This is a genomic window from Mesorhizobium sp. B2-7-2 (genome assembly GCF_006440775.1).
Taxonomy (GTDB): Bacteria; Pseudomonadota; Alphaproteobacteria; order Rhizobiales; family Rhizobiaceae; genus Mesorhizobium.
Genome location: NZ_VFTZ01000027.1, coordinates 1 through 23,921, shown reverse-complemented (window position 1 = coordinate 23,921; position 23,921 = coordinate 1). Strand labels below are relative to the sequence as shown.

The 23,921-nt window shown below is 64.6% G+C and carries 21 protein-coding genes; 16 read left to right on the top strand and 5 right to left on the bottom strand.

Annotation, left to right across the window (positions count from 1 at the left end; translation table 11 throughout):
• Positions 1–39 precede the first annotated feature (39 nt).
• Positions 40–1,332: a sorbosone dehydrogenase family protein gene (locus FJ425_RS26940; protein WP_246678033.1), complete on the top strand. Its 1,293-nt coding sequence runs from the start codon at positions 40–42 to the stop codon at positions 1,330–1,332.
• A 23-nt stretch (positions 1,333–1,355) separates the two neighbouring features.
• On the opposite strand, the gene FJ425_RS26935 is transcribed toward FJ425_RS26940, so the two are convergent.
• The gene (locus tag FJ425_RS26935) at positions 1,356–2,561 is read right to left on the bottom strand and encodes an ROK family transcriptional regulator (protein ID WP_140727247.1); all 1,206 of its coding nucleotides are present in this window, start codon (positions 2,559–2,561) and stop codon (positions 1,356–1,358) included.
• 225 nt (positions 2,562–2,786) lie between these two features.
• Here FJ425_RS26935 and FJ425_RS26930 point away from each other — a divergent pair, with 225 nt between their 5' ends.
• The 4 genes from FJ425_RS26930 to otsB all read left to right on the top strand — a co-directional run bounded on the left by FJ425_RS26930 (position 2,787) and on the right by otsB (position 8,879).
• Positions 2,787–3,845 (top strand): glycosyltransferase family 4 protein, encoded by a 1,059-nt coding sequence (locus tag FJ425_RS26930; RefSeq protein WP_140727245.1) that lies wholly within the window; start codon positions 2,787–2,789, stop codon positions 3,843–3,845.
• 153 nt (positions 3,846–3,998) lie between these two features.
• Complete coding sequence (locus tag FJ425_RS26925; RefSeq protein ID WP_140727242.1) at positions 3,999–6,161, top strand: amylo-alpha-1,6-glucosidase; 2,163 nt, start codon at positions 3,999–4,001, stop codon at positions 6,159–6,161.
• A 148-nt stretch (positions 6,162–6,309) separates the two neighbouring features.
• Positions 6,310–8,100 (top strand): trehalose-6-phosphate synthase, encoded by a 1,791-nt coding sequence (locus FJ425_RS26920; RefSeq protein WP_140727239.1) that lies wholly within the window; start codon positions 6,310–6,312, stop codon positions 8,098–8,100.
• A complete protein-coding gene (gene otsB / locus FJ425_RS26915) occupies positions 8,097–8,879 on the top strand; it encodes a trehalose-phosphatase (protein WP_140727236.1) in 783 nt (260 codons plus the stop codon). The genes FJ425_RS26920 and otsB overlap by 4 nt, the downstream gene beginning before the upstream one ends.
• Before the next feature lie 542 nt (positions 8,880–9,421).
• Here the strand turns inward: otsB and FJ425_RS26910 are convergent.
• Positions 9,422–10,453 carry a hydroxyacid dehydrogenase gene (locus tag FJ425_RS26910; protein WP_140727233.1) on the bottom strand — a complete coding sequence of 344 codons (1,032 nt, stop codon included), beginning with the start codon at positions 10,451–10,453 and terminating at the stop codon, positions 9,422–9,424.
• A 144-nt stretch (positions 10,454–10,597) separates the two neighbouring features.
• On the opposite strand from FJ425_RS26910, the gene FJ425_RS26905 reads away from it, so the two are divergent.
• From FJ425_RS26905 to pobA, 11 genes are all read left to right on the top strand, one after another.
• Positions 10,598–11,674 (top strand): LacI family DNA-binding transcriptional regulator, encoded by a 1,077-nt coding sequence (locus tag FJ425_RS26905; RefSeq protein WP_140727230.1) that lies wholly within the window; start codon positions 10,598–10,600, stop codon positions 11,672–11,674.
• 60 nt (positions 11,675–11,734) lie between these two features.
• A complete protein-coding gene (locus tag FJ425_RS26900; protein ID WP_140727228.1) occupies positions 11,735–12,724 on the top strand; it encodes a substrate-binding domain-containing protein in 990 nt (329 codons plus the stop codon).
• 136 nt (positions 12,725–12,860) lie between these two features.
• Entirely contained in the window at positions 12,861–13,847 is a 987-nt protein-coding gene (locus FJ425_RS26895) for an ABC transporter permease (RefSeq protein WP_140727225.1), read from the top strand.
• Positions 13,844–14,620, top strand: a complete 777-nt coding sequence (locus FJ425_RS26890) for an ATP-binding cassette domain-containing protein (protein WP_140546490.1) — start codon at positions 13,844–13,846, stop codon at positions 14,618–14,620. Before FJ425_RS26895 ends, FJ425_RS26890 begins: the two co-directional genes overlap by 4 nt.
• Positions 14,604–15,476, top strand: a complete 873-nt coding sequence (locus tag FJ425_RS26885; RefSeq protein ID WP_246678016.1) for a sugar phosphate isomerase/epimerase family protein — start codon at positions 14,604–14,606, stop codon at positions 15,474–15,476. The genes FJ425_RS26890 and FJ425_RS26885 overlap by 17 nt, the downstream gene beginning before the upstream one ends.
• 100 nt (positions 15,477–15,576) lie before the next feature.
• Positions 15,577–16,389 (top strand): 3-oxoadipate enol-lactonase, encoded by an 813-nt coding sequence (pcaD, locus tag FJ425_RS26880; protein ID WP_140727222.1) that lies wholly within the window; start codon positions 15,577–15,579, stop codon positions 16,387–16,389.
• Positions 16,382–16,780: a 4-carboxymuconolactone decarboxylase gene (gene pcaC, locus FJ425_RS26875; protein ID WP_140727220.1), complete on the top strand. Its 399-nt coding sequence runs from the start codon at positions 16,382–16,384 to the stop codon at positions 16,778–16,780. Before pcaD ends, pcaC begins: the two co-directional genes overlap by 8 nt.
• A complete protein-coding gene (pcaH, locus tag FJ425_RS26870) occupies positions 16,773–17,525 on the top strand; it encodes a protocatechuate 3,4-dioxygenase subunit beta (RefSeq protein WP_140727217.1) in 753 nt (250 codons plus the stop codon). The genes pcaC and pcaH overlap by 8 nt, the downstream gene beginning before the upstream one ends.
• Positions 17,525–18,139 carry a protocatechuate 3,4-dioxygenase subunit alpha gene (gene pcaG / locus FJ425_RS26865; protein ID WP_140630612.1) on the top strand — a complete coding sequence of 205 codons (615 nt, stop codon included), beginning with the start codon at positions 17,525–17,527 and terminating at the stop codon, positions 18,137–18,139. Before pcaH ends, pcaG begins: the two co-directional genes overlap by 1 nt.
• Before the next feature lie 11 nt (positions 18,140–18,150).
• Positions 18,151–19,200 carry a 3-carboxy-cis,cis-muconate cycloisomerase gene (locus FJ425_RS26860; protein ID WP_140630615.1) on the top strand — a complete coding sequence of 350 codons (1,050 nt, stop codon included), beginning with the start codon at positions 18,151–18,153 and terminating at the stop codon, positions 19,198–19,200.
• Entirely contained in the window at positions 19,200–20,372 is a 1,173-nt protein-coding gene (gene pobA / locus FJ425_RS26855; protein WP_140630617.1) for a 4-hydroxybenzoate 3-monooxygenase, read from the top strand. The genes FJ425_RS26860 and pobA overlap by 1 nt, the downstream gene beginning before the upstream one ends.
• Before the next feature lie 13 nt (positions 20,373–20,385).
• Here the strand turns inward: pobA and pcaF are convergent, their stop codons facing one another.
• The 3 genes from pcaF to FJ425_RS26840 are packed head-to-tail and all read right to left on the bottom strand — an operon-like array spanning position 20,386 to position 23,249.
• Positions 20,386–21,591 carry a 3-oxoadipyl-CoA thiolase gene (pcaF, locus tag FJ425_RS26850; protein ID WP_140630620.1) on the bottom strand — a complete coding sequence of 402 codons (1,206 nt, stop codon included), beginning with the start codon at positions 21,589–21,591 and terminating at the stop codon, positions 20,386–20,388.
• Positions 21,592–22,395 carry a CoA-transferase subunit beta gene (locus FJ425_RS26845; RefSeq protein WP_140630622.1) on the bottom strand — a complete coding sequence of 268 codons (804 nt, stop codon included), beginning with the start codon at positions 22,393–22,395 and terminating at the stop codon, positions 21,592–21,594.
• Positions 22,392–23,249, bottom strand: a complete 858-nt coding sequence (locus tag FJ425_RS26840; protein ID WP_140727214.1) for a CoA transferase subunit A — start codon at positions 23,247–23,249, stop codon at positions 22,392–22,394. The genes FJ425_RS26845 and FJ425_RS26840 overlap by 4 nt, the downstream gene beginning before the upstream one ends.
• Positions 23,250–23,921: the final 672 nt, after the last annotated feature.

The window sequence follows — 23,921 nt, the reverse complement described above, 5'->3', positions numbered from 1 at the left end:
AGCGCAATCAAATGGACGACCGCGGCGCTTTGCTGCGCAATGGCCCTGGGCGTTGCCGGCTGCAGCGACGACAACACCGACCCGAACGCGCAGATCGGCCCGAATCCGAAACTGCCGGAGATAAACCAGTACCTTTTCCCGCCGATGCATCTGGCCTCGGTGGTCGGCTGGAAGAACAATGAAAAGCCGACGGTCGCGCAAGGCCTGCAGATCGAGGCGATGGCGAAGGGGCTTCAGCATCCGCGTTCGCTTTACATGTTGCCCAATGGCGACATCCTGGTGGTGGAGTCCAAGGCGCCGAAGGAAGCATCGGTCAAGCGGCCGAAGGACATCGTCATGGGTTTGGTCGAAAGCTGGGTCACCTCCGGCGGCGACACCGGCCCGAGCAACCGCATCACGCTCTTGCGCGACACCAATGGCGACGGCAAGCCGGATTACCAGGGCGTGTTCCTCGACCATCTCAACGCGCCCTTCGGCGTGGCGCTGGTCGGCAACGACTTCTATGTCGCCAACACCGATGCCATCATGCGCTACCCCTATCAGCCGGGCGACACGAAGATCACGGCGCCGGGCAAAGTGCTGACGGAATTGCCGGGCGGGCCGATCGATCACCACTGGACGAAGAGCCTGGTGGCGAGCCCGGACGGTTCGCTGCTCTATGTCGGCGTCGGCTCGAATTCCAACATCACCGAGAACGGCATCCAGGCCGAGAAGGACCGCGCTGCGATCTGGGAGGTCGACCGCGCCACCGGCCGCTCGCGCATTTTCGCCAGCGGGCTGCGCAATCCCAACGGCCTGACGTTCGAACCTGAAACCAAGGCGCTCTGGACGGTGGTCAACGAGCGCGACGAGCTCGGGCCGAACCTGGTGCCGGACTACATGACCTCGGTGAAGGACGGCGCCTTCTATGGCTGGCCCTACAGCTACTATGGCCAGCATGTCGATCCGCGCGTGATGCCGCAGCGGCCGGACATGGTGGCCAAGGCCATCCCGCCGGACTACGCGCTGAGCTCGCATGTCGCGCCGCTTGGGCTTGCCTTCTACACCGCGAACAACCTGCCGCAATCCTATCGCGGCGGCGCCTTTGTCGGCGAGCATGGCAGCTGGAACCGCTCCCGCTTCAACGGCTACAAGGTCGTCTTCGTGCCGTTCAGCGGCGGGCATCCCAACGGCATGGCGCAGGATGTCGTCACCGGCTTCCTCAACGACAAGGGCGAGGCGAGGGGCCGTCCGGTCGGTGTTGCCGTCGATAAATCCGGCGCGCTGCTGATCGCCGACGATGTCGGCAACACGGTGTGGCGGGTGACCGCTGCGGGACCCGGTTCCTCGTAGGAACCTGGCTCAACGCCAGCGTATCAGCCCACCGGCTTCTGCAGCACGTCGAATTGCGGGTTGGTTTCCGAGAAGATCGGCAGGGCCGCGGCGCCGAGGACGGATGTGTCCTTTCCCGCGGCGCCGACCACGACGCGCGGCGTGGTACGGGCGCTGGTCGAGCTCACCGAGAGATGGAGCGGTTCCAGCCGGCCGGCCAGTGCCTCGATCACCGCCAGCGGCATGAAGCCGCCGAGCACGACGGTCTCGGGATCGAGCGCCATTTCAAGGACGTCGATCGCCTGCCGCAATGGCTCGACCGCCTCGGCGAGCCATGCTTCGAAGCGGCTGTCGCCGCTTGCCAAAAGCTCTTCCAGCAGGTCGGGTGAGGCATGATCGGGGTCCGGCAGGTCGAGCCTGTCATAAGCGGCGCGCAGTGAGACGTAGCGCTCCAGGCAGCCGCGCTTGCCGCAGTCGCAGGGCAGGCCGCCCGGCCGCACGATAATGTGGCCGATCTCGCCGGCATTATGGCGGCTGCCCTTGTAGAGATGGCCGTCGAGGAAGAGGCCGGCGCCGAGGCCTGTTCCGATGAAGAGGTAGACGAAGCTGTCGAGCTTGCGGGCAACGCCATAAAGCCGCTCGCCTACTGCCGCCGCTGTGGCGTCGTTCTCGACGATCACGGCGATGCCGGTCAGGCGCTCCAGTTCTTCGGCCACCGGAAAGTCCTGCCAGCCGGGAAGGGCGGTCGGGCCGACCGAAGTCATGCCTTCGACGCCGAACGGCCCGGGCATCGCCATCCCTATGCCGAGCAGTCTCGTGCGGTTCAGCCGGCTCGTTGCGATCAGGTCGCTCGAGATCGCGGCTAGCAGCGGCATGGCCTGCGTGGGAGTCGGTCGGTCGACATCTCTCTCGATGCGCGCACGCACGGTGCCGGAGAGATCGGTCACGACGCCGACGGCCATCTGGTGGTCGAGCTGCAGGCCGACCGAATAACCGCCATCGGGGTTGATCGAGTAGGGGACGGCGGGTTGGCCGCGCGCGCCCTTCAGCGTTGCTTCAGGCTGCAGCAGCCCGGCCGCTTCCAATTCCTCGACGATGTTGGAAATGGTCTGCGACGACAGCGCCGTCAGCCTCGCGATCGCCGCCCGCGACAGCGCGCCGTTGATGCGGATCGCTTCGATCACCACACGCCGGTTGTGCGATTTCGCCTGCTCGAGATTGGTGCCGGAGATGGCTTTCTTGGGGATCATGAGATAGTTACCAGCCACGGCAACCCTAGAATGCCGCTTTAGAAAATCAAGTTGATTTAGTTACTTGCCGCCCCGGCATCGAGCCCGGAGAGAGCGGCGAGGTTGAAAGCCGTACGGGGCCTGTCTTGCCCGGTCGAGCGGATATCGACCGGACCAGCGACCAATTGGGCAGGAACGATCTCGCGGCTGACGCATTTTGCCTCGCGTCAACAGCTGAGGGACCAGATGCGCATAGCCCATGTAGCGCCGCTTTATGAATCCGTGCCGCCGAAACTTTACGGCGGCACGGAGCGGATCGTCTTCTATATCACCCAAGCACTCGTCGAGCTCGGGCATGACGTCACGTTGTTCGCGAGCGGTGACAGCGAGACATCGGCGCGACTGGTGCCAGGCCGCGACCAGGCGATACGCCTCGACCCGCGGCCAAAGAAATCGGAAATCGCCGCGCATCTGGCGATGCTCGCCGATGTGCGCGAACGCGCCGGCGAATTCGACGTCATTCATTTCCACCTCAGCCATTTCCTGCATTTTCCGTTCTTCGAGCAGATCGCAGGTCGCACGGTGACGACGCCGCATGGCCGGCTCGACTATGTCGACCTGGCGCCGGCCTACAGACGCTTCCCGCGTTTCCCGATGATCTCGATCTCGCACAGCCAGAAGCGCGGTTTGCCGGATGCGAACTGGCTGGCCACGATCCATCACGGATTGCCGCTCGATGCCTACCAGCCGACCTATGAACCACATGGGGAAGAGCCGTATCTCGCTTTCCTCGGCCGCCTGTCGCGCGACAAGCGGCCGGACCGCGCCATCGAGATCGCGCGTCGGTCCGGGCTGAAGCTGAAGCTGGCGGCCAAGATCGGCGACGACGATCGCGCCTATTTCCACGACAACATCGAGGCGCTCATCGATGGCGACCGCATCGACTATGTCGGCGAGATCACGGAAGACGAGAAGGCCGAATTCCTGGGCAACGCGGCAGGCCTGCTGTTCCCGATCGACTGGCCCGAACCGTTCGGCCTCGTCGCGATCGAGGCCATGGCCTGCGGCACACCGGTGATCGCCTGGAACAACGGCGCCCTGCCGGAGATCGTCGACAATGGCGTCACCGGCTTCGTCGTGGACAATGTCGACGATGCGGTCGCATCGATGCCCGCGCTTCTCGAACTCGACCGGCGGCAGGTGAGGGCGGTCTTCGAGAAAAGGTTCTCGGCGACAAGAATGGCGCGCGACTACCTTTCTGCCTATATGCGTCTGACCGGCATGCCGGAGGCCAGGGCCTCCTGACCTTGACTGCCTAGAGCCGGATGATTTCAGGTCTGTTCGACCTGAAATCTGAATCCGGCACTAAATCAAAGAGATAGAGCATGATGTCGTCCGAAAACCGCTTCACACTTTTCGGCATCATGCTCTAGGGTGGGGCAACCGAAGAGGTGACGAATGACGGAGCTCGACGAGCGCAAGCTCGATCCTGCCGTGGCCCTTTCCTCGCTTGACGAGACGGCGCCGCGAGAACCGCACCGGCTTTTTGCCCTCAAGCAGGGCGACTGCTTCGCCGTCGCCGACGCCTATGGCGACATCAGGGGTTCGGGCGACGGGTTCTTCCGCGACGACACCCGCGTGCTGTCTGAATTCCGGCTGACCATCGGCGGCAGGCCGATGTCGCTGCTCGGTGCATCGCTCAGCCAGGACAATGTGCTGTTCACGTCCAACCTGACCAACCTGCCTATTCAAAGCGCTGCCGGCCGCGATATGCCGCAGGGCGCGATCCATATCGAGCGCGTCAGGCTGATCTGGCAGGACAGGCTGTTCGAGCGCATCACGCTTTCCAACTACAGCCGCGAGCATTCCACCATAACCGCGTCGCTGCATTTCGCCGCCGACTTTCGCGACATGTTCGAGGTGCGCGGCTCGACCCGGGTGAAGCGGGGCACCACGCATATCGCCAAGACCGACAAGACCACAGTCCTGCTCGGCTATGATGGCCTGGACGGCTTGCCGCGACTTTCGGCAATCTCCTTTTCGCAGGCGCCAGACCAGTTGAGCGACAATCGCGCCGATTTCCTCATCGCCGTGACCAAGCGCAGTCGAAAGGTGCTTTATGTCGAGGTCGGCCCCGCGATCGCCGACCCGCCCGATCGCGACCGCTTCCGCGCCGCGGCGGCGCGCGCGCGGTTCGGCATGCGCGCCAAGCGCAGGCACGGCGCCACGGTGCACAGCTCGGGGCGCGTGTTCAACGATTGGGTCGAGCGCGCCCGCGCCGATGTCGCGCTGCTCACCACCGAGCTTTCGACCGGACCTTATCCCTATGCCGGCATCCCGTGGTTTTCGACCGCGTTCGGCCGCGACGGCGTGATCTCGAGCCTGCAGATGCTTTGGCTCAATCCTGGATTGGCGCGCGGGGTGCTGGCTTTTCTGGCCGAGCACCAGGCGACCGAAACGTCGCCCTTTTCGGATTCGCAGCCCGGCAAGATCATGCATGAGACGCGCAAGGGCGAGATGGCGGCGCTGCGCGAGCTTCCTTTCGGCCGCTATTACGGAGGCGTCGACACCACGCCGCTCTATATCCATCTGGCTTCCGCCTATGCCGACCGTACCGGCGACATGGCCTTCATCGACAAATTGTGGCCCTCGCTGAAGGCCGCCGCCGAATGGACGGAGGAGGCGAGCCGCGCCACCGGCTTCGTCACCTACCAGCGCGCCGCCGAGTCCGGCCTCGCCAACCAGGGGTGGAAGGACAGTTTCGATTCAGTCTTCCACGCCGACGGCCGCATCCCCAAGGGGCCGATCGCGCTGGTCGAGGTGCAAGGCTATGTCTTTGCCGCCTTCCGCGGCCTGGCGGCGCTCGCGCGCCGCCGCGGCGAATTCGCGGATGCCGAGCACTGGGAAAACCGCGCCGAGGAAATGCGGGTCGCCGTGGAACGCGATTTCTGGCTGGACGACCTGAATTTCTATGCCTTGGCCATCGATGGCGAGGGCCAGCCCTGCAAGATTCGAACGACAAATGCCGGGCATCTACTCTTCGTCGGGCTGCCGCAGCCCGACCGCGCCAAGCTGGTCGCCGAGCAGCTGCTGTCGGCCGCCTTCCATTCCGGCTGGGGACTGCGGACGCTCGCCGACGATGCGGTGTTCTTCAACCCGATGTCCTACCACAACGGCTCGATCTGGCCGCACGACACCGCGCTTTGCGGCGTGGGCCTCGCGCGCTACGGCGAGCGCGACAGCGTGGTGCGGCTGATGAGCGGTACTTTCGAATCGGCCGTGCATTTCAATATGCGGCTGCCTGAATTGTTCTGCGGTTTCGCCCGGGCGCCGGGCGAAGCGCCGATCGCCTATCCAGTAGCCTGCCTGCCGCAGGCTTGGTCGGCAGGCTCTACCTTCATGCTGATGCAGGCCTGTCTGGGCTTGGAAATCGATGGGTGGAAAGGCGAACTGCATGTCACGCGCCCGAGGCTGCCGATCGGTATCGACACTCTCATGCTCCGGCATCTGAGTGTCGGGGACAAGGTCGTCGATGTGACCTTCCAGCGGGTCGGCGACCGTGTCGCCGCTTTCCTTTCCGATCGGCATGAAGGCCAGGTGCCGCTTATCGTGCGGACTTAGAAGAATGCGTCGCAAGCCCGCGTTCAACAATCGAAAAATGTCGGAACCCATGGCCGGCTTATGCGTTGCACAGGTGGACCGGTCTGCCGTCCGCAGCCGGCAAGAACGAAAACAATGAGCGGACAGCCGGAGGCAGCCTGGCATTTCAATGACACAATATAGCGTTCTGTTACTGGTCCTTATTCTCGCAAGCATTGGACTTTCCGCATTCGCGATTTTCATTTCGATATCCCGGTACCGTCGCAATCACCCGAGGGTACCGGCTATGGCAGGCTCCGGCGACGACTTCGCCACAGAGGCCGCGCGCAAGGTGCTGCGCGAATTCGAGAAGAACGGGCAGTCGGTCGACGCGGCGCTGGTTACATGGTCGCCGGAGACGTTGCGCAAGATCCTCGCGGACGAGTTACCGGATGCGCAGGTCATCATCGTCTCCAATCGCGAGCCTTATATCCACAACGAAACCAGGGACGGCAACGTCGAGCTTGTCGTGCCGGCGAGCGGGCTGGTCTCGGCGCTGGAACCGATCACGCGCGCTTGCGCCGGCACCTGGATCGCCTATGGCGGCGGCACTGCCGACCGGACGGTGGTCGACAGGAACGACCGCGTGCAAGTGCCGCCCGGCAATCCTTCCTACACGCTGCGCCGCGTCTGGCTGAGCGACGACGAATATCAGGGCTATTATCTTGGCTTCGCCAATGAGGGCCTGTGGCCGCTCTGCCATATCGCGTTCACGCGTCCGATCTTCCGCGAATCCGACTGGGAGGCCTATGAGGCCGTCAACCGCAAATTCGCCGAGACGGTGGTTGCCGAGGCGCGCAACGAGCGGCCGATCGTGCTGGTCCAGGACTACCACTTCGCGCTTCTGCCGCGCATGATCCGCGAGCGCCTGCCGGAGGCGATCGTCATCACCTTCTGGCATATACCATGGCCGAACTCGGAAGTGTTCAGCATCTGTCCATGGCGCGAGCGCATCCTCGACGGCCTGCTCGGCAGCTCGATCGTGGGCTTCCACACCCAGTTCCACGCCAACAACTTCACCGAAAGCGTCGACCGTTTCATGGAAAGCCGGATCGAGCGAGCCGACGCGGCCATTTCCTATGGCGGCCAGGTGACGCTGGTGCATTCCTATCCGATCTCGATCGAGTGGCCGGTCGAGCTGCTGAAAACGCTTCCGAGCGTCGAGGAGTGCCGGGCGCGCGTGCGCAAGCGGTTCAGAATTCCAGCTGGCGCCAAGCTTTGCGTCGGCGTCGAACGCCTCGACTACACCAAAGGCATCCTCGATCGCTTCCATGCGCTTGAGGAACTGTTCATCCGTCATCCAGAAACGATCGGCAACGTCGTATTCCTGCAGATCGCCGCACCAAGCCGGGGCACGCTGCCTGCCTACAAGCAGCTTCACGATGAATGCCTGCGCTATGCCGACGAGCTCAACCAGCGCTACGGCAGCAAATCCTATCGGCCGGTCGTCATGGTGGCCGAGCACCATTCGCAAGCCGCGGTCTATGAGCTTTATCGCGCCGCCGACATCTGCCTCGTCACCAGCCTGCATGACGGCATGAATCTCGTCGCCAAGGAGTTCGTGGCGTCGCGCGACGATGAGCAGGGCGTGCTGCTGCTCAGCACCTTCGCGGGCGCCTCGCGCGAATTGCTGGAGGCGCTGATCGTCAATCCGTACGATGCGGCGATGATGAGCGAGGCGATGCTGCAGGCGATGACCATGGGGCCGGACGAGCAGCACGAGCGCATGCGGCGCATGCGCGACATCGTGCGCGACAACAATGTCTATCGCTGGGCCGGCAGCATGCTGCTCGACGCGGCTCGGCTCAGGAAGCGCGGCGACCTCGACCGGGTCACGGCTTTATACGATCGGCCTTCGGGCCCCACCGGCGACAACGTCGTTTCCATGTTCGAACGCAAACAGGCAGTCGGATTCCGATGAATAGTCAGGCAGACCTTACCCCGCCGCTTCCCGAAGGCCGGTGGGCGCTTTTCCTCGACATCGACGGCACCTTGCTGGAGCACGCGGCGCATCCCGACAGCGTGTCGGTCAGCGCCGAGTTGCGGCAATTGCTGCAGACGATCGAACGGCGGCTGGACGGCGCGCTCGCCTTCATCACCGGCCGCTCGATCGCGGCCGTGGACCATCTGTTCGATCCCTTGAAGCTCAGGATCGCCGGCCTCTATGGGTTGGAGCACAGGCTTGCGCCGGATGGCCGGATCGAGGCCGCCGACGAGCCGGCGGACATGGCGGCGCTCGCCGACGAGATCGAACTGGAGCTGGCAAGCAAGGCCGTCTATGTCGAGCGCAAGGGACCTGTGCTCGCCATCCACACGAGAGCAGCACCCCAGCTTCTGGCACGGGCGACGGAACTGGTCGAGGCAGCGCTTGAGCGCCTGCCGAAAGGTTACCGTGTCATCGCCGGCAATGCCGGCGTCGAGTTGATGCCGCTCGAAGCAGCCAAGGGCGCCGCGATCCGGCGCTTCATGCAGACTGGTCCGTTCAGCGGCAGGCGTCCTGTGTTCCTTGGCGACGACACGTCCGACGAGAACGGCTTCGAAACGGTCAATGCCGCCGGGGGAATTTCGATCCGCGTCAAGCCGCAGGGCGAGACCACCGCGCGCTTCGCCATCGAGGATGTTGCGAGCGCCATTGCCTGGCTCGAGGCTAATTTCGGAGGGCCGGCCATGCAAACGCCAAGGAGCGATCTCGTCGCTTAGGCCTGTCGGCCAGGAAATCCGCCCGGCTCAAGCCGCTCAGTCCAAGCTCGCGCTGCCGCGTTGCCGCACCTGTCAGCTTGAGCGTGTTCAGCCGCGCTTCCGCGGCGGCCCGGCGACATGTGGGGGACGGCCTGGCAAATCGCGCGCCGCGCGCTTTGGCTTATTCGAAACTAGTTCCCCGACACAGGGATTTTGAAAGGTTGCCGTTGGTGCAAGATTTTCCATTCATTTCCGTGCAATCAGCGCAAACGCCGGGGATTGGTTGAAGCCGCCCCAACCTCGTCATTCTATGGCGAAGCAAGGAGCGAAGCGACGCGGCGCAGACCATAGAATCCATGCCGCGACTTGGAAGCGCCGCCACGGTGCAGAATTCTGCTCCGTTACACGCCTCGGCGAAGGTAACGGCATGGATTCCAGGGTCTTCGCGACGGAGCTTCGCTCCTTGCTTCGCCCTAGAATGACGATCGCGATGGGTGTTTCGGCCAATCTCCACCTGCCAACGCAAACAGAGCGGACCGGTCAAAATCCCCTGTGCAGTGCCACTAATTCCTGTCGACCGGCTTGGAGCGCATGCGCGAAACCGTCTCGCGCTCGGCGCGCTTGGAGCGCAGCGGCGGCAGACCGCGGTCGATAAGGTCCATGTCCTCCAGCACCATGTCGCCCATGCGCTTGAAGGCGACGTCGAGCGCGCCGGCGCGATGCGCCGAACGCAGGAAGCCGGGCAAGGTGCGGACGGGATGGTCCTTTGCCAGCGGCTCCTCCGGGAAGACATCGCTCGCGGCGACGATGTGGCCGCTCTTCACCGCTTGGATCAATGCCGGGAAATCGACGACGCCGGCGCGGCTGAGCAGGATGAAGGCCGCGCCCTTGCGCATCCTGGCAAAGGCGTCGGCGCCCAGGAAACCCTGATTCTCGCTGGTCACCGAGGCGACGACGAAGACGAAATCGCTTTGTGACAGCACCTCGTCCAGCGAGGCCGGCTCGACGCCGTTGTCGATCAGGATCGACGGCGGCAGCCATGGATCAAAAACTTTCGTGCGGGTGCGGAAGCCGGCCAGCAGGCGGTTGAGCGCACGGCCGAGATCGCCGAAGCCGATGATGCCCACATCTGCGCCGGAGAGAAGCCGCGCCGTCTGGTTGCCGTCGCCGCCCCAGAGCTCCTTGCCCTGCCGGAAAGCGAGGTCGGCGTCGACAATGTCGCGCGCAAGGTTCAGCGCCATGGCAAGGCCGAGTTCCGCGACCGGCTCAGCAAAGACCAGGCCGGTGGTGACGACATGGATGCCGCGCGCAAACAGCGTCTCATAGGGCATGTTGTTGAGCAGGTTGGTCTCCACGTTGAAGATGCAGCGCAGCGCCTTCAGCTTCTCCAGCGTCTCAGCTGAAATCGGCGGCTGGCCGATGATAAAACGCGCCTCGGCCAGAGTTTCGGCGGGCAGGGCGGCAACGCCTTCCGGGGTGGTCTCGACAATGCGATAGTGTTTGCGCAGGCGCGCCAGCTGCGGCGGCGTAAAGATGAGCTCTAATGTGCGCGGTTCGGGCGCGCTGATGACCAGCGGCAAGGCTTTGTCGGGCATGTTTTTCCTCCGGGCGCGATTGGATCGCGTCAATCACGCATTCAAGTCTTACTCCCGATGAAACGATTTACAAGAACGAAAAATCGATTTATCGATTACAATAGCGAGGCAGAAAATCGGCTGCCGGCCCTCGGGAGGAGGTCAATGGCGCAACACCAAACCCGGCAGCGGCGTCCGTCGATCCACGACGTGGCAAGCCATGCCGGCGTGTCCGCGGCCACCGTCTCCAAGGTGCTGGCCGGCGTCACCACGGTCAAGCCGGAAAACGCGCAGCGTGTGTTCGATGCCGTCGAGCATCTGGGCTATCGCGTCGATCCTTTAGCCTCTGACATGCGCAGGGCCAAGCGCCGCATCATCGGCGCCATCATGCCGGAATTCGAAAGCGAGTTTTTCGGTTCGATGGTCACCGAGCTCGAAGGCCTTGCTGAGCAGCGCGGCTACACGTTGGTCGCCGCATCGAGCCGTGAATCGGAGGCGCGCGAGAAGGAAATCCTTGCCCGCATGCATGACTGGCGTGTTGCCGGAGTCGTGCTGGCGCCGGTGCGCAACGAGCATGGTCCGGCGGCCGCCTTCATGAAAGCCCACGGCATGACCGGCGTGCTGATCGACCGCGTCTTGTCCGACGACGCTTTCGACACGGTATCGGCTGATAGTTTCGCCGCCAGCGCCGAAGTGGCGCGGATGCTGATCGGCAATGGGCACAGCCACATCCTGGTCATCGGCCTTGCCGAGCAGGCGGCGACGGTGCGGGCGCGCCTGGAAGGTTTTCGCAGCCAGGCGCTGGCGCTCAACCCATCGGTGCGCATCGACGTCATCACCTCGGAGGTCAGCGTCGAGCCGCTGAGGTCCTCGCTGCGCGAATACTTCGCCAGGGGAGAGCGGCCGACCGCCGTTTATTCGCTGCTTTTGAAGGGCACGCTCGTCGCGCTGTCCGAATTCCGCCGGCGCGGCTGGCATTGCCCGAACGACATCTCGCTGGTCGGCTTCGACGACGCGGAGTGGATGCAGGTAACATGGCCGGCGATCGCCGCCGTGGTGCAGCCGGTGCACCGGATCGCCAGCGAGGCGATGAACCTTTTGTTTCGCAGGGTCGAGGGTGATGTGGGACCGCCCACGGCGCGGCTCGAGCCCTGCCAGGTGTTGATGCGGGAATCCGTTGGCTCGCCAGGCGACGGTCCGCATTCCGGGGGAGGAGACCGACAACAGCCCCCATTGTCGTGAGCGGAAGCATGCGCCGGCCCTGGCCGTGGCATCCGGCGCCAAGGATCAACGGAGGATAGAATGATATCGCATTTCCCGAGGATAAATCGATTTACCCTTGCCATCGGCGTCGCGCTTGCGTTTTCCGCCGTCGGCGTCGCCAAGGCCGAGGACGGCGAATATGGCGTGCTGATGAAGACACTGGCCAACCCGTTCTGGGGCGCGATGGCGCAGGGCGTCGCAGACGGCGCCAAGGAAGCCGGCGTGAAATATTTCCAGCAGGCGGCCGAGAGCGACCAGGCGGCCGAGCCGCAGCTCAACCTTTGCAACACCATGCTCGAACGCAAGCCGGTGGCGATGATCACCGCGGCCATCAACTCGACCAACCTTCTGCCTTGCCTGAAGTCGGCGCAGGAGGCCGGCATCAAGATCGTCGACCTCGACAACAATCTCGACCAGGCGGTGCTCGACAAGGAAGGCGTCAAGGTCACCTTCCATATCGGCTCCGATAATATCGCCGCCGGCGCGCAGGGCGCGGAGTATCTCGCCAACAAGCTCGGCAAGGACGCCAAGGGTCCGGTGCTGGTGATCGAAGGCCTGTCCGGCAACATCACCGGCGAGAAGCGCGCCAAGGGCTTTGCCGACAAGCTGAAGGAGCTGGCGCCCGGCCTCGAAATCGTCGCTTCACTGCCGGGCGACTGGGATCGCGGCAAGGCCGCTTCGATCGCCACCGACACGCTAACGGCGCATCCCGATCTCGTCGCCATCTTCTGCGCCAATGACGGCATGGCGCTTGGTGCAGTCGAGTCTGTCTATGCGGCGGGCAAGGGTTCGCAGGTGACGATCATCGGCGTCGACGGCAATGTCGATGCGGTGAAATCGATCAAGGAAGGCCGCCTCAATGCCTCGGTGGCGCAGCTTCCCTATCTGGTCGGCAAGCAGGCGGTGGAGAACGTCAAGAAGGCGCTGGCCGGCGAGAAGGTCGAGGACAGCATCGCAGTACCCACGCTGGTGCTGACCAAGGACGTGATCGACGCCGGCAAGGAGCCGATGCTGCAATATGTGAAATAGTGAAAGGAAGGGAGTAGGGGAGTAAGGCAGTAGGGGAATAGGGGAAGCGATGTCTGCGCTTCTCCGACCAGCCTCCATCTTCCTTGCCTTCGCTACTCCCCTACTCCCCTACTCCCTTACCCGAAGGGTAGAAAACATGGCTTCTGAACAGCCCGGCTTCTGGGCTCGGGTGCAGCGAGCATCCGTCGAAAGGCTCCACATCCGGCTGGAGTCGCTGGTGGTGCTTCTGGCGCTGAGCACGGCAATGGCGCTCTTGTCGCCCTATTTCCTGTCGCTCAGCAATTTCCTCAACATCCTGCTCGCGACCTCGACGATCGGCGTGCTGGCGATCGCCGCCACTTTCGTCATCGGTTCCGGCGGGCTCGACCTGTCGCTCGGCTCGGTCATGGGGCTTGCGGGCGTCGCAGGCGCTTTCGTGGCGGTCAATCTCGGCTGGCCGTCGGTCTTCGCCGTCGCCGCCTGCATCCTCGCAGGCGCGATTGCCGGCTACATCAACGGCCAGCTGGTCACCCGCGCCTTCGTGCCGGCTTTCATCGTCACGCTCGGCATGCTGGGCCTGGCGCGCGGGCTGGCGCTGGTCATCTCGAAGGGCAGGGCGATCTACGGACTGCCGCCGGAGGCCGTCTATATCGGGCAGGGGCGGCCGTTCGGCGTTCCGATGCCGGTGATCATCCTGGTGCTGACGGCCATCGTCGCGCATGCGGTGCTTGCCTATACGCGTTTCGGCCGCCACACGCTGGCGCTGGGAGATAGCGAAGGTGCAGCGCGAGCCGCGGGCATCCGCGTCGAGCATCACCGCCGCATCATCTACACGCTGTCGGGCGCGCTGGCCGGGCTTGCCGGCCTGCTGTTCACCGCCCGCGTCAATGCCGGCGACCCGACCGCCGGCATCAACTACGAGCTCACCGCCATCACGGCGGCGATCATCGGCGGCACCAATCTGTTCGGCGGCCGCGCCTCGATCCTCGGCACCATGATCGGCGCGCTGATCATGGGCGTCTTGCAGAACGGGCTGACGCTGCTTGCCGTGCAATCCTATTACCAGCAGATGGCGATCGGCGCGGTGCTGATCCTCGCCGTCTTCATCGACCAGTACCAGGTGCGGAAGGAGTCGCGCGTATGACCCTGCTTTCGCTGCGCGGCATCCGCAAAAGCTTCGGCGCGGTCGACGTGCTGCATGGCGTCGATCTTTCGGTCGCGGCCGGCGAGGTGGTCGGGCTGGTCGGCGACAATGGCGCCGGCAAGTCGACGCTTATGAAGACCATCACCGGCATCTACCGTGCCGACACCGGCTCGATCGAGTTCGACGGCAAGGATATCCTGGCGCTGGACCCCGGTCAGCGGCGGCGCCTCGGCATCGAAATGATCTACCAGGATCTTTCTTTGGCCAAGCAGCAGGACGTGGCGTCGAACATCTTCCTCGGTCGCGAACCGACGAAAAAGTTGCTCGGCCTGTTCCCGGGCTTCGTCGACAAAAGCGAGATGGATCGCCAGGCGTCGAAGATGATCGAGCGGCTGGGCGCACATCTGCCGTCAATAAACCGGTCGGTCGGTTCGTTCTCCGGCGGCCAACAGCAGACGGTGGCGATCGCGCGTGCGCTCACCTTCAATCCAAAACTCGTCATCATGGACGAGCCGACGGCGGCTCTGGCCGTGCGCGAGGTGCAGAGCGTGCTCGACCTCATCCGGCGGCTGAAGTCGGAAGGCATTGCCGTCATCCTGATCTCGCACCGGCTGAACGACGTGCTGTCGGTCACCGATCGCATTGTCGTGCTGCGCCACGGCAGGGCGGATGCCGATCTCGTTACCGCCAGAACCAACATGAACGAAGTCGTCAGCCGCATCGTCGGCGGCGGCGATACGGCCGCAGCGGCGGCGCATGAGCAACGAGGCTGACATGAACACTTTCGGGCTGCACACTTTCGCCATCGCGCCTGTCTGGGACCTCGCCCGCATCGAGCCGCAGATGGACAGGCTCAAGGAATACGGCATCGGGCTGATGGAGATCCCTTTGCTTCGGCCTGAGGAGATCGACACCAAGCGGACGCGCAGCTTTGCCAATCATTATCGTGTTGAACTGGTCCCCTCGCTCGGCCTGCCGCGCGCGCTAGATGTGGTCGAACGGCCGGACGAGGCACTGGATTTCCTCGAACCGGCTTTCCGGGTCTGCAATGAGGTCGGCGCGGAAGCGCTCGGCGGCGTCACCTACGGCACGATCGGCAAGACCACCGGCCGCGCGCCGACGCAAAGGGAAATCGACGGTATGTGCCGTTTCCTCGAACGCGCGGCGAAGGCGGCGAAGTCCCGCGGCCTGAAGCTCGGCATCGAGCCCTGCAACCGCTATGAGACGCATCTGATCAACCGCGGCATCGACGCGGCAAAGATCATCGAGCGCATCGGCGCGCCCAACATCTTCATTCATCTCGACACCTACCACATGCATATCGAGGAGGAGAGCTTTGCCTCCGGTTTCGAGGCGGCGGCGCCCTATCTCGGCTATGTGCATGTGTCGGAGGCGAACCGCGGCGTGCCGGGGCGAGGCATGCTCAACTGGGCAGCCTGCATGAAGGCTATCGCCGACATCGGCTATCAGGGCGCGATCACGCTCGAAAGCATGAACCATGTCGATGTCGACATTGCCGGCGGGCTCGCCGTCTGGCGGCCGGTGGCGGAAGATCCGCGCGACGTGATCGAGGTCGGCCTGCCGTTCCTGCGCGAGGAGGCGAAGAAGGCGGGGCTGACGCTCGGATAGGCAGCAAGCTCCCGCCTAGGGAACCCGCCGAAGCAACCCTGGAGGTTTCGATTTACCGAACCAAATAGCTGGTGCAATGTGGGTTCGGAGGATCGGAACCGTGCCATTCGTCAGCATAGGCGGCGTCACGCTGCACCACCGCTACATTGAGGCGACGGGCATTTCGCGCCCAATCATCTTCATCAATTCGCTCGGCACCGACTTCCGGATCTGGGACGACGTCGTCGCGCGTCTTGAAGGCGAAATGCCGATGCTCGTCTACGACAAGCGCGGCCACGGCCTGTCCGACATCGGCAACGGGGTTCATTCGATAGACGACCATGTCGACGACCTCCTGGGTCTCATCGATCATTTCGGTTTCGACAAGGTCGTGCTGTTCGGCCTGTCGGTCGGCGGACTGATCGCGCAGCGGCTCTATACCCGCCATCCAAAATGCGTCGAGGTTCTGATCCTCAGCGACACAGCGCACAAGATCGGCACCGCCGAGAGCTGGAACACGCGCATCGCGACCGTCGAGCGCGACGGCATAGAGGCGATCGCCGACGGCGTGCTGCAAGTGTGGTTCACCCCCGATTTCCATGCCAGGCGCGCGGCCGAGCTGGCCGGCTGCCGCAACATGCTGATCAGGCAGGCGCTGCCTGGTTATATCGGGACATGCGCGGCGGTGCGCGATGCCGATCTTACCGACGCGGCGCGGCGTATCGCTGCGCCGACGCTCTGCATCGTCGGCGATCAGGACGGCTCGACGCCACCCGACCTTGTTCGCTCGCTGGCGGATCTGATCCCCGGCGCGCGCTTCGAGGTGATCCGCAACGCGGGACACATCCCGTGCATCGAGCAGCCCGAGGCGCTCGTCACCTTGATCCGCGATTTCGTCGCCTCATTGCCTGGGGGAAGGTCTGCTCATGGATGATGTCGCGAAGCACCGCCACCGGACCGGGCTCGAGGTCCGTCGCGCCGTGCTCGGCGATCCGCATGTCGACCGCGCCGAGGATGCCGCGACCGATTTCGACCGGCCGTTCCAGCAGCTGATCACCGAGGCTGCCTGGGGAACGGTGTGGGCGCGACCCGGCTGGTCGAAGCGCGAACGCTCGATCGTGACGCTGGCGCTGCTTGCAGCACTTGGCCATGACGAGGAGGTCGCCCTGCATGTGCGGGCCACCGCCAACACCGGCGCGTCGCGCGACGACATCTGCGAAGCCTTCCTGCATGTCGCGATCTATGCCGGGGTGCCGGCCGCCAATCGCGCCTTCAAGATCGCCAAGGAGGTGTTTGCGCAGATGGACGGGGCCGCTCATGGCTGAGACCGGCTCCAACCGGGCGCCGGAAACCGGCGCCTTCTTCCAGCGCGACCGCCAATGGCATCCGCCGGCGTTGACGCCAAGCTACAAAAGCTCGGTGCTGCGCTCGCCGCAGAAGGCATTGGTGTCGTTCGACAACACGCTGTCGGAATCGACCGGCCCGGTGTTCGGCCATGCGATGCTCGGCGAGCTCGACAACGACCTGATACACAATTTCGCCAGACCCGGCGAGAGCGCCATCGGCGAGCGCATCATCGTTCATGGGCGGGTGCTCGACGAGCGCGGCAACGGCGTGCCCGGCGTGCTGCTCGAACTCTGGCAAGCCAATGCAGGCGGCCGCTACCGACACAAGAGGGAGGGGTATCTTGCGCCCCTCGATCCGAATTTCGGCGGCTGCGGGCGCGCGATTACCGGCGAGGACGGCGGCTACGCCTTGCGCACCATCAGGCCCGGACCGTATCCCTGGCCCAACGGACCGAACGACTGGCGGCCGGCGCATATCCATTTTTCCGTGTTCGGCCACGGCTTCGCGCAGCGCCTGATCACGCAGATGTATTTCGAGGGCGATCCGTTGATCTGGCGCTGCCCGATCGTCGGCGGGATCTCCAACAAGGCAGCCATCGAAGCGCTGATCGCCGCGCTCGACATGCAGTCGACGATCCCGATGGATGCGCTCGCCTACAAGTTCGACATCGTGCTGCGCGGGCGACGCTCGACGCTGTTCGAGAACAGACCGGAGGGCAACTGATGGCACAGTCGCTCGACCGGTTGAAGGAGAGCCCTTCGCAGACCGCCGGACCTTATGTGCATATCGGGCTCACGCCCAATTTCTGCGGCATCGGCGGCGTCTATGCGAGCGACCTCGGCTCGTCGATGATCAACGACCAGACCAAGGGCGAGCGCATCGAATTGCGCATTCGCGTGCTCGACGGCACCGGCACGCCGCTGAGGGAGGCGCTGGTCGAGATCTGGCAGGCGGACGCCAACGGGTTCTACAATTCACCGGCAGAGATGCGCGGCGCAGCCGATCCGAATTTCCCTGGTTGGGGCCGGCAGCCGACCGACACGGAAACGGGCGTCTGCCTGTTCCAGACGATCAAGCCGGGCCGCGTGCCGTTCCGCGACGGGCGCCTGATGGCGCCGCACATCACGCTTTGGATCGCGGCGCGCGGCATCAATGTCGGCCTGCACACCAGGCTCTATTTTTCGGACGAGGAAAAGGCCAATGCCGAGGACCCGATCCTCGCCCGCATCGAGCATCGCCTGCGTGTGCCGACGCTGATCGCCGAGCGCCAACGCGATACTTACGTCTTCGACATCCACCTGCAGGGCGAAAAGGAGACGGTCTTTTTCGACAGCTGACCGTGGCCGCCATGACCGTTTCGCCCTTCGATCACCCGCTGCTTTCCGGCCTGCTCGGCGACGAAGAGGCGGCCAGACATTTTTCCGTCGAAGCCGACATCGCCGCGATGCTCAGCTTCGAGCGGGCGCTGGCCGAGGCGGAAGCCGAGTGCGGCGCAATACCCTGCGATGCGGCGGCGATCGTGAAAGCGCTGGCGGCGTTCCGGCCGGACACGGCGAAGCTGCGCGCCGGCGTCGCCACCGACGGCGTCGTGGTGCCGGAACTGGTGCGACAGATCAAGGCTGCTGTTGGCGTGCCGCACGATGCGCACGTTCATTTCGGCGCCACCAGCCAGGATGTGATCGATACGTCGCTGGTGCTGCGCCTGGGCGAGGCGGTCGAGCATGTCGGCCTGCTGCTCAGCGAGAACGTCGTGCGGCTCGCCGGACTCGAACAGGATTTCGAGGGCAGGGCGATGATGGCGGTCACGCGCATGCAACCGGCGATACCGATCGCCGTGACCGACCGGATCGCTTCCTGGCGAGCGCCGCTCCAGCGTCACCAGGAGCGTTTGAAGGAGCTCTCCGGCCGGCTGCTGGTGGTGCAGTTCGGCGGTGCCGCCGGCACGCTGGAAAAGCTCGGCGACAAGGCCGCCGCAGTGCGCGCCGCGCTTGCCGGCAAGCTCGGCCTTGCCGACGCGCCGCAATGGCACAATCAGCGCGACGCGCTCGCCGAGTTCGCCGGCTGGCTGTCGCTGGTGACCGGCAGCCTCGGCAAGTTCGGGCAGGACGTTGCGCTGATGGCGCAGGCGGGCACCGACATCAAGCTCACCGGCGGCGGCGGTTCATCTACTATGCCGCATAAGCAGAATCCCGTGAAGGCGGAAGCCCTGGTGGCGCTCGCCCGCTTCAATGCCATCCAGCTTTCCGGAATGCACCAGGCGCTGGTGCATGAGCAGGAGCGCTCGGGTTCGGCCTGGACGCTGGAATGGCTTATCCTGCCGCAAATGGTCGTGGCGACGGCGGCCGCGCTCAGGCTTGCGGCAGAGTTGGCCGCGCAGGTCGAGAGCCTCGGTCATTGATGCGCACGCAGGTCGCCATCATTGGCTCCGGGCCGTCCGGGCTGTTGCTCGGCCAATTGCTTGCCACGATTGGCGTCGAGACAATCATCCTCGAGCGGTCGAGCCGCGAGCATGTGCTTGGGCGGGTGCGCGCCGGTGTGCTCGAACAGGGCACGGTGGACCTGCTCGGCGAAGCGGGCGCGGCGGAGAGGCTCTATGCCCAGGGCCTGCAGCATGCCGGCATCTCGCTCGCCTTCGGCGGCCGCGCGCATCGCATCGACATGACGGCGCTCACCGGCGGCAAGCATGTGACCGTCTATGGCCAGACCGAGGTGACGCTCGATCTGATGCAGAAGCGCGAAGCGGCGGGTCTCCCGACCGCCTTCGAGACGTCGAATGTCGCGCTGCATGATTTCGGCGGCGCGTCGCCCTTCGTCACCTACGACAAGGACGGCCTCACGCATCGCATCGACTGCGACTTCATTGCCGGTTGCGACGGTTATCACGGCATCAGCCGCCGCTCGGTGCCAGAGGACGCGCTGAAGACGTTCGAGCGGCAATATCCGTTCGGCTGGCTGGGCGTGCTGGCCGAGGTGCCGCCGGCCGACCGCGAGCTGGTCTATGCCAATCATGAGCGCGGCTTTGCGCTCTGCTCGATGCGCTCGCCGCGACGCAGCCGTTACTATGTGCAGGTTCCCGCCGACGAGCGCGTCGAGGCCTGGTCCGACGACCGCTTCTGGGACGAGTTGCGCCGCCGCCTGCCGCCGGCGACGGCTGCCGCCGTCACCACCGGCCCCTCGTTCGAGAAGTCGATCGCGCCGCTGCGCTCCTTCGTCGCCGAGCCGATGCGCTTCGGCAGGCTGTTCCTGGTCGGAGACGCCGCCCATATCGTGCCGCCGACCGGCGCCAAAGGCCTCAACCTCGCTGCCAGCGACGTGCGCTATCTGTTTGCCGGGCTTCGTGAATTCTATCGCGACGGCTCGCAGACAGGACTCGACGCCTATTCTGCCAAGGCGCTGGCGCGGGTGTGGAAAGCGGTGCGCTTTTCCTGGTGGATGACGACAATGCTGCACCGTTTTCCGGAGACGGGAGAGTTCGGCCAACGCATCCAGGAAGCCGAGCTCGACTATCTCGTGCATTCGAGAGCCGCATCGACCGCACTCGCCGAAAACTATGTCGGCTTGCCCTATTGATCTGCCTGGGCCGTCAAACCCGCTCCAGCGCGATGGCGATGCCCTGGCCGACACCGATGCACATGGTGGCCAAAGCCAGCTTGCCGCCGCGCTCGCGCAGCTCGAGCGCCGCCGTGCCGGTGATGCGCGCGCCCGACATGCCGAGCGGGTGACCGAGCGCGATCGCGCCGCCGTTCGGATTGACGTGCGCGGCGTCCTCGGCGATGCCGAGCTGGCGCAGCACGGCAATGCCTTGCGAGGCGAAAGCTTCGTTCAATTCGACGACGTCGAATTGCTCGGGCGTCAGGCCAAGGCGAGCGCAAAGCTTCTTGGTGGCCGGCGCCGGACCGATGCCCATGATGCGCGGCGCCACACCGGCGACGGCACCGCCGAGGATGCGAGCGATCGGCGTCAGGCCATGCTTCTTCGCCGCCGCTTCGGAGGCGATGATCAGCGCGGCCGCGCCGTCATTGACGCCAGAGGCGTTGCCGGCGGTGATGCTGCCGCCCTGGCGGAACGGCGTCGGCAGTTTGGCCAGCGCTTCTATGGTGGTGCCGGCCCGGGGATGCTCGTCCTTCGAGACGACGACCGGATCGCCCTTCTTCTGCGGGATGGTCACCGGCGTGATCTCCTTCGCCAGCCGGCCGCTTCCTTGCGCGGCCACCGCCTTGTCCTGGCTGCGCATGGCGAAGGCGTCCTGGTCCGCGCGGGAAACGGAAAAATCCTCGGCCACGTTCTCGCCGGTCTCCGGCATGGACTCGACGCCATACTGCTTCTTCATCAGCGGGTTGACGAAGCGCCAGCCGATGGTGGTGTCGTAGATCTCGGCATTGCGCGAGAAGGCGGCGTCGGCCTTCGGCATGACGAAGGGCGCGCGGCTCATCGATTCGACGCCGCCGGCGATCATCAATTCGGCTTCGCCGGACTTGATGGCGCGCGCGGCGATGGTGACGGCATCCATGCCCGAGCCGCACAAGCGGTTGACTGTCGAACCGGGGATGTCCTGCGGCAGGCCGGCAAGCAGCAGCGCCATGCGCGCCACGTTGCGATTGTCCTCGCCGGCCTGGTTGGCGCAGCCATAGACGACATCATCGACGGCCGACCAGTCGACGCCCAGATTGCGCTCGACCGAGGCCCTCAACGGGATGGCGCCAAGATCGTCGGCGCGGACGGAGGACAACGAGCCGCCGAAGCGGCCGATGGGCGTGCGGATGTAATCGCAGATGAAGGCGTCGATCATCTAGGCAGCTTTCCCTTCGGCGATTCCTTGATGCGCCGCCTTGGTGCGGGCGTGCAGGTCGCGCAATGTCTTCAGCTCGAGTTCCGTCGGCGCCGGCGTCTCGTCAAGAGCCTCGGCGAACTTGACCGTCCAGCCACAGGTCTCCTGCACCTGCTCGCGCGTGACGCCGGGATGCAGCGACACCACGGTAAACTCCTTGGTCGCCGGGTCCGGCTTCCAGATGGCGAGGTCGGTGATCAAAAGCATCGGCCCTGCGGTGTCGATGCCGAGCCGCTTGCGATGATCGCCGCCTTCGCCATGGCCGAAGGAGGTGAAGAAGTCGATCTTTTCGACCATGCCGCGCTTCGACTGCGCCATGGTAATGTAGACTTGCTTTGACGAGGTGGCGATTTCCGGCGCGCCGCCGCCGCCGGGCAGGCGGGTCTTCGGATGCGCATAGTCGCCGATGACGGTTGTGTTGATGTTGCCGAATTTGTCGAGCTGGGCGGCGCCCAGGAAGCCGATCGAGATGCGGCCGCCCTGCAGCCAATAGCGGAACATCTCCGGCACGGAGACGGTGGCGACCGCGGTCTCGCACAATTCGCCGTCGCCGATCGACAGCGGCAGAACGTCGGGGGCGGCGCCGATGGTGCCGCTCTCGTAGATCAGCGTGATGTCGGGCGCATGGGTCAGCCGCGCGACGTTGCAGGCGGCCGACGGCGCGCCGATGCCGACGAAGCAGACATCGTCGCTCTTCAAGGCGCGGCTGGCGGCGATCGTCATCATCTCGTTCGGGGTGAAACCAATATCCTTCGCGTCGCTCATGCGGCTTTCCTCAGATGCTCGACGCGGCCGGCAAAGTCATCCGGGCTGCTCTCCATGACGTTCTGCTGCATCCACGCCTGGAAGCGGCCGCGATCGGCGGCGATCTCGTCCCATTCGAGATAGGCGGCGTTGTCGCGCTCGTAATAGCCATGCGTGTAGGAGGGATGCGAGCCGCCGGGCACGACGGATATCGCCGCGATCGTCCAGTTCGGCAGCACCGTGAGATTGGGGTGGAGGTCGTCGAAATTGTCCACCACTTCCTCGACCGTCACAACAGCGCGCTTTGCGGCAAGGACGGCCTCCTTCTGGATGCCGATGATGCCCTCGACCAGCACATTGCCTTTGCGGTCCGCCTTCTGCGCGTGGATGAAGGTAACGTCAGGCCTTATCGCCGGGACGGCGGCCAGCACCTCGCCGGTGAAAGGGCATGTTACGGATTTGATGTTCGGATTGACCGCGGCAAGGCCGGCGCCGCGATAGCCGCGGAACACCGCGCAGGGCAGGCCGGCGGCGCCCGCCTCATAGGCATTGGCCATGCCGGCGTGGCTGTGCTCCTCGACCTCGATTGACCGCGGAAAGCCGTTCTCGATGGCGTCGCGGGCGCGCCTGAGCAGGCCGACGCCAGGATTGCCGACATAGGAGAAGAGGATTTTCCTCGCCATGCCCATGCCGATCATCTGGTCGTAGATCAGGTCAGGCGTCATGCGGATCAGCGTCAGGTCGCGAAAGCCCTGGCGGATCGCCTCATGCGCGGCGGCGGTCGGGATCAGATGGGTGAAACCCTCGAAGGCGACCGTATCGCCGTCATGCAGGTTTTCCGCGACCGCCTCTTTCAGCGGCAGGAACTTGACCATCGGGGCGGCTCCGGAGATGCAAGAAAGTTCGCATTGCGAACATAGTCTTATCACCGGTCGTGCCGCTCCGGGCAAGCCATCGACAAGGCGAGGGCCGATGCCTTCGCCATTGTCGACGAGCAACTGGAGCCTGCGCTCGATCGCCGTGCCGATCACGGACCGCCGGCGCGGAACGCCCCACCGTCGTCATCCACGGGCGGAGCGGGAGCGAAGCGGACGCGTAGACCCAAGGATCCACTCCGTGGCATCCGAGCGTTGCCACGGTGCAGAATTCTGCTCCGCTGCACCTTCGATCAAGGTCACGGAATGGATTCCAGGGTCTCCGCGACGCCGCTTCGCGGCTGCTCCGCCCTGGAATGACGAGGTTGGGAGGCTTCGGCCACCCTGGCGTTTGTGCTGACGTTGCGGAAATGAAAATCCCGTGCCGAGGAACTGGTTCACCAACACAGGGATTTTGAGAGGTTGCCGTTTGTCTTCGAGCAGGATTTTCCGTTCATTTCCGTGAAATCAGCGCAAACGCTGGGGATTGGTTGAAGCCAACCCAACATCGTCATGTATGGACGGCCCCTTTTGGGCAAGAGGCAAAATGGCGGCGGCGGCGTAAGTCTGGAGCGGTCATGTATTCGGCCTTTAGTGCGGTCGCTTTCGATGACCGCTGACCCGCAGGGGTTA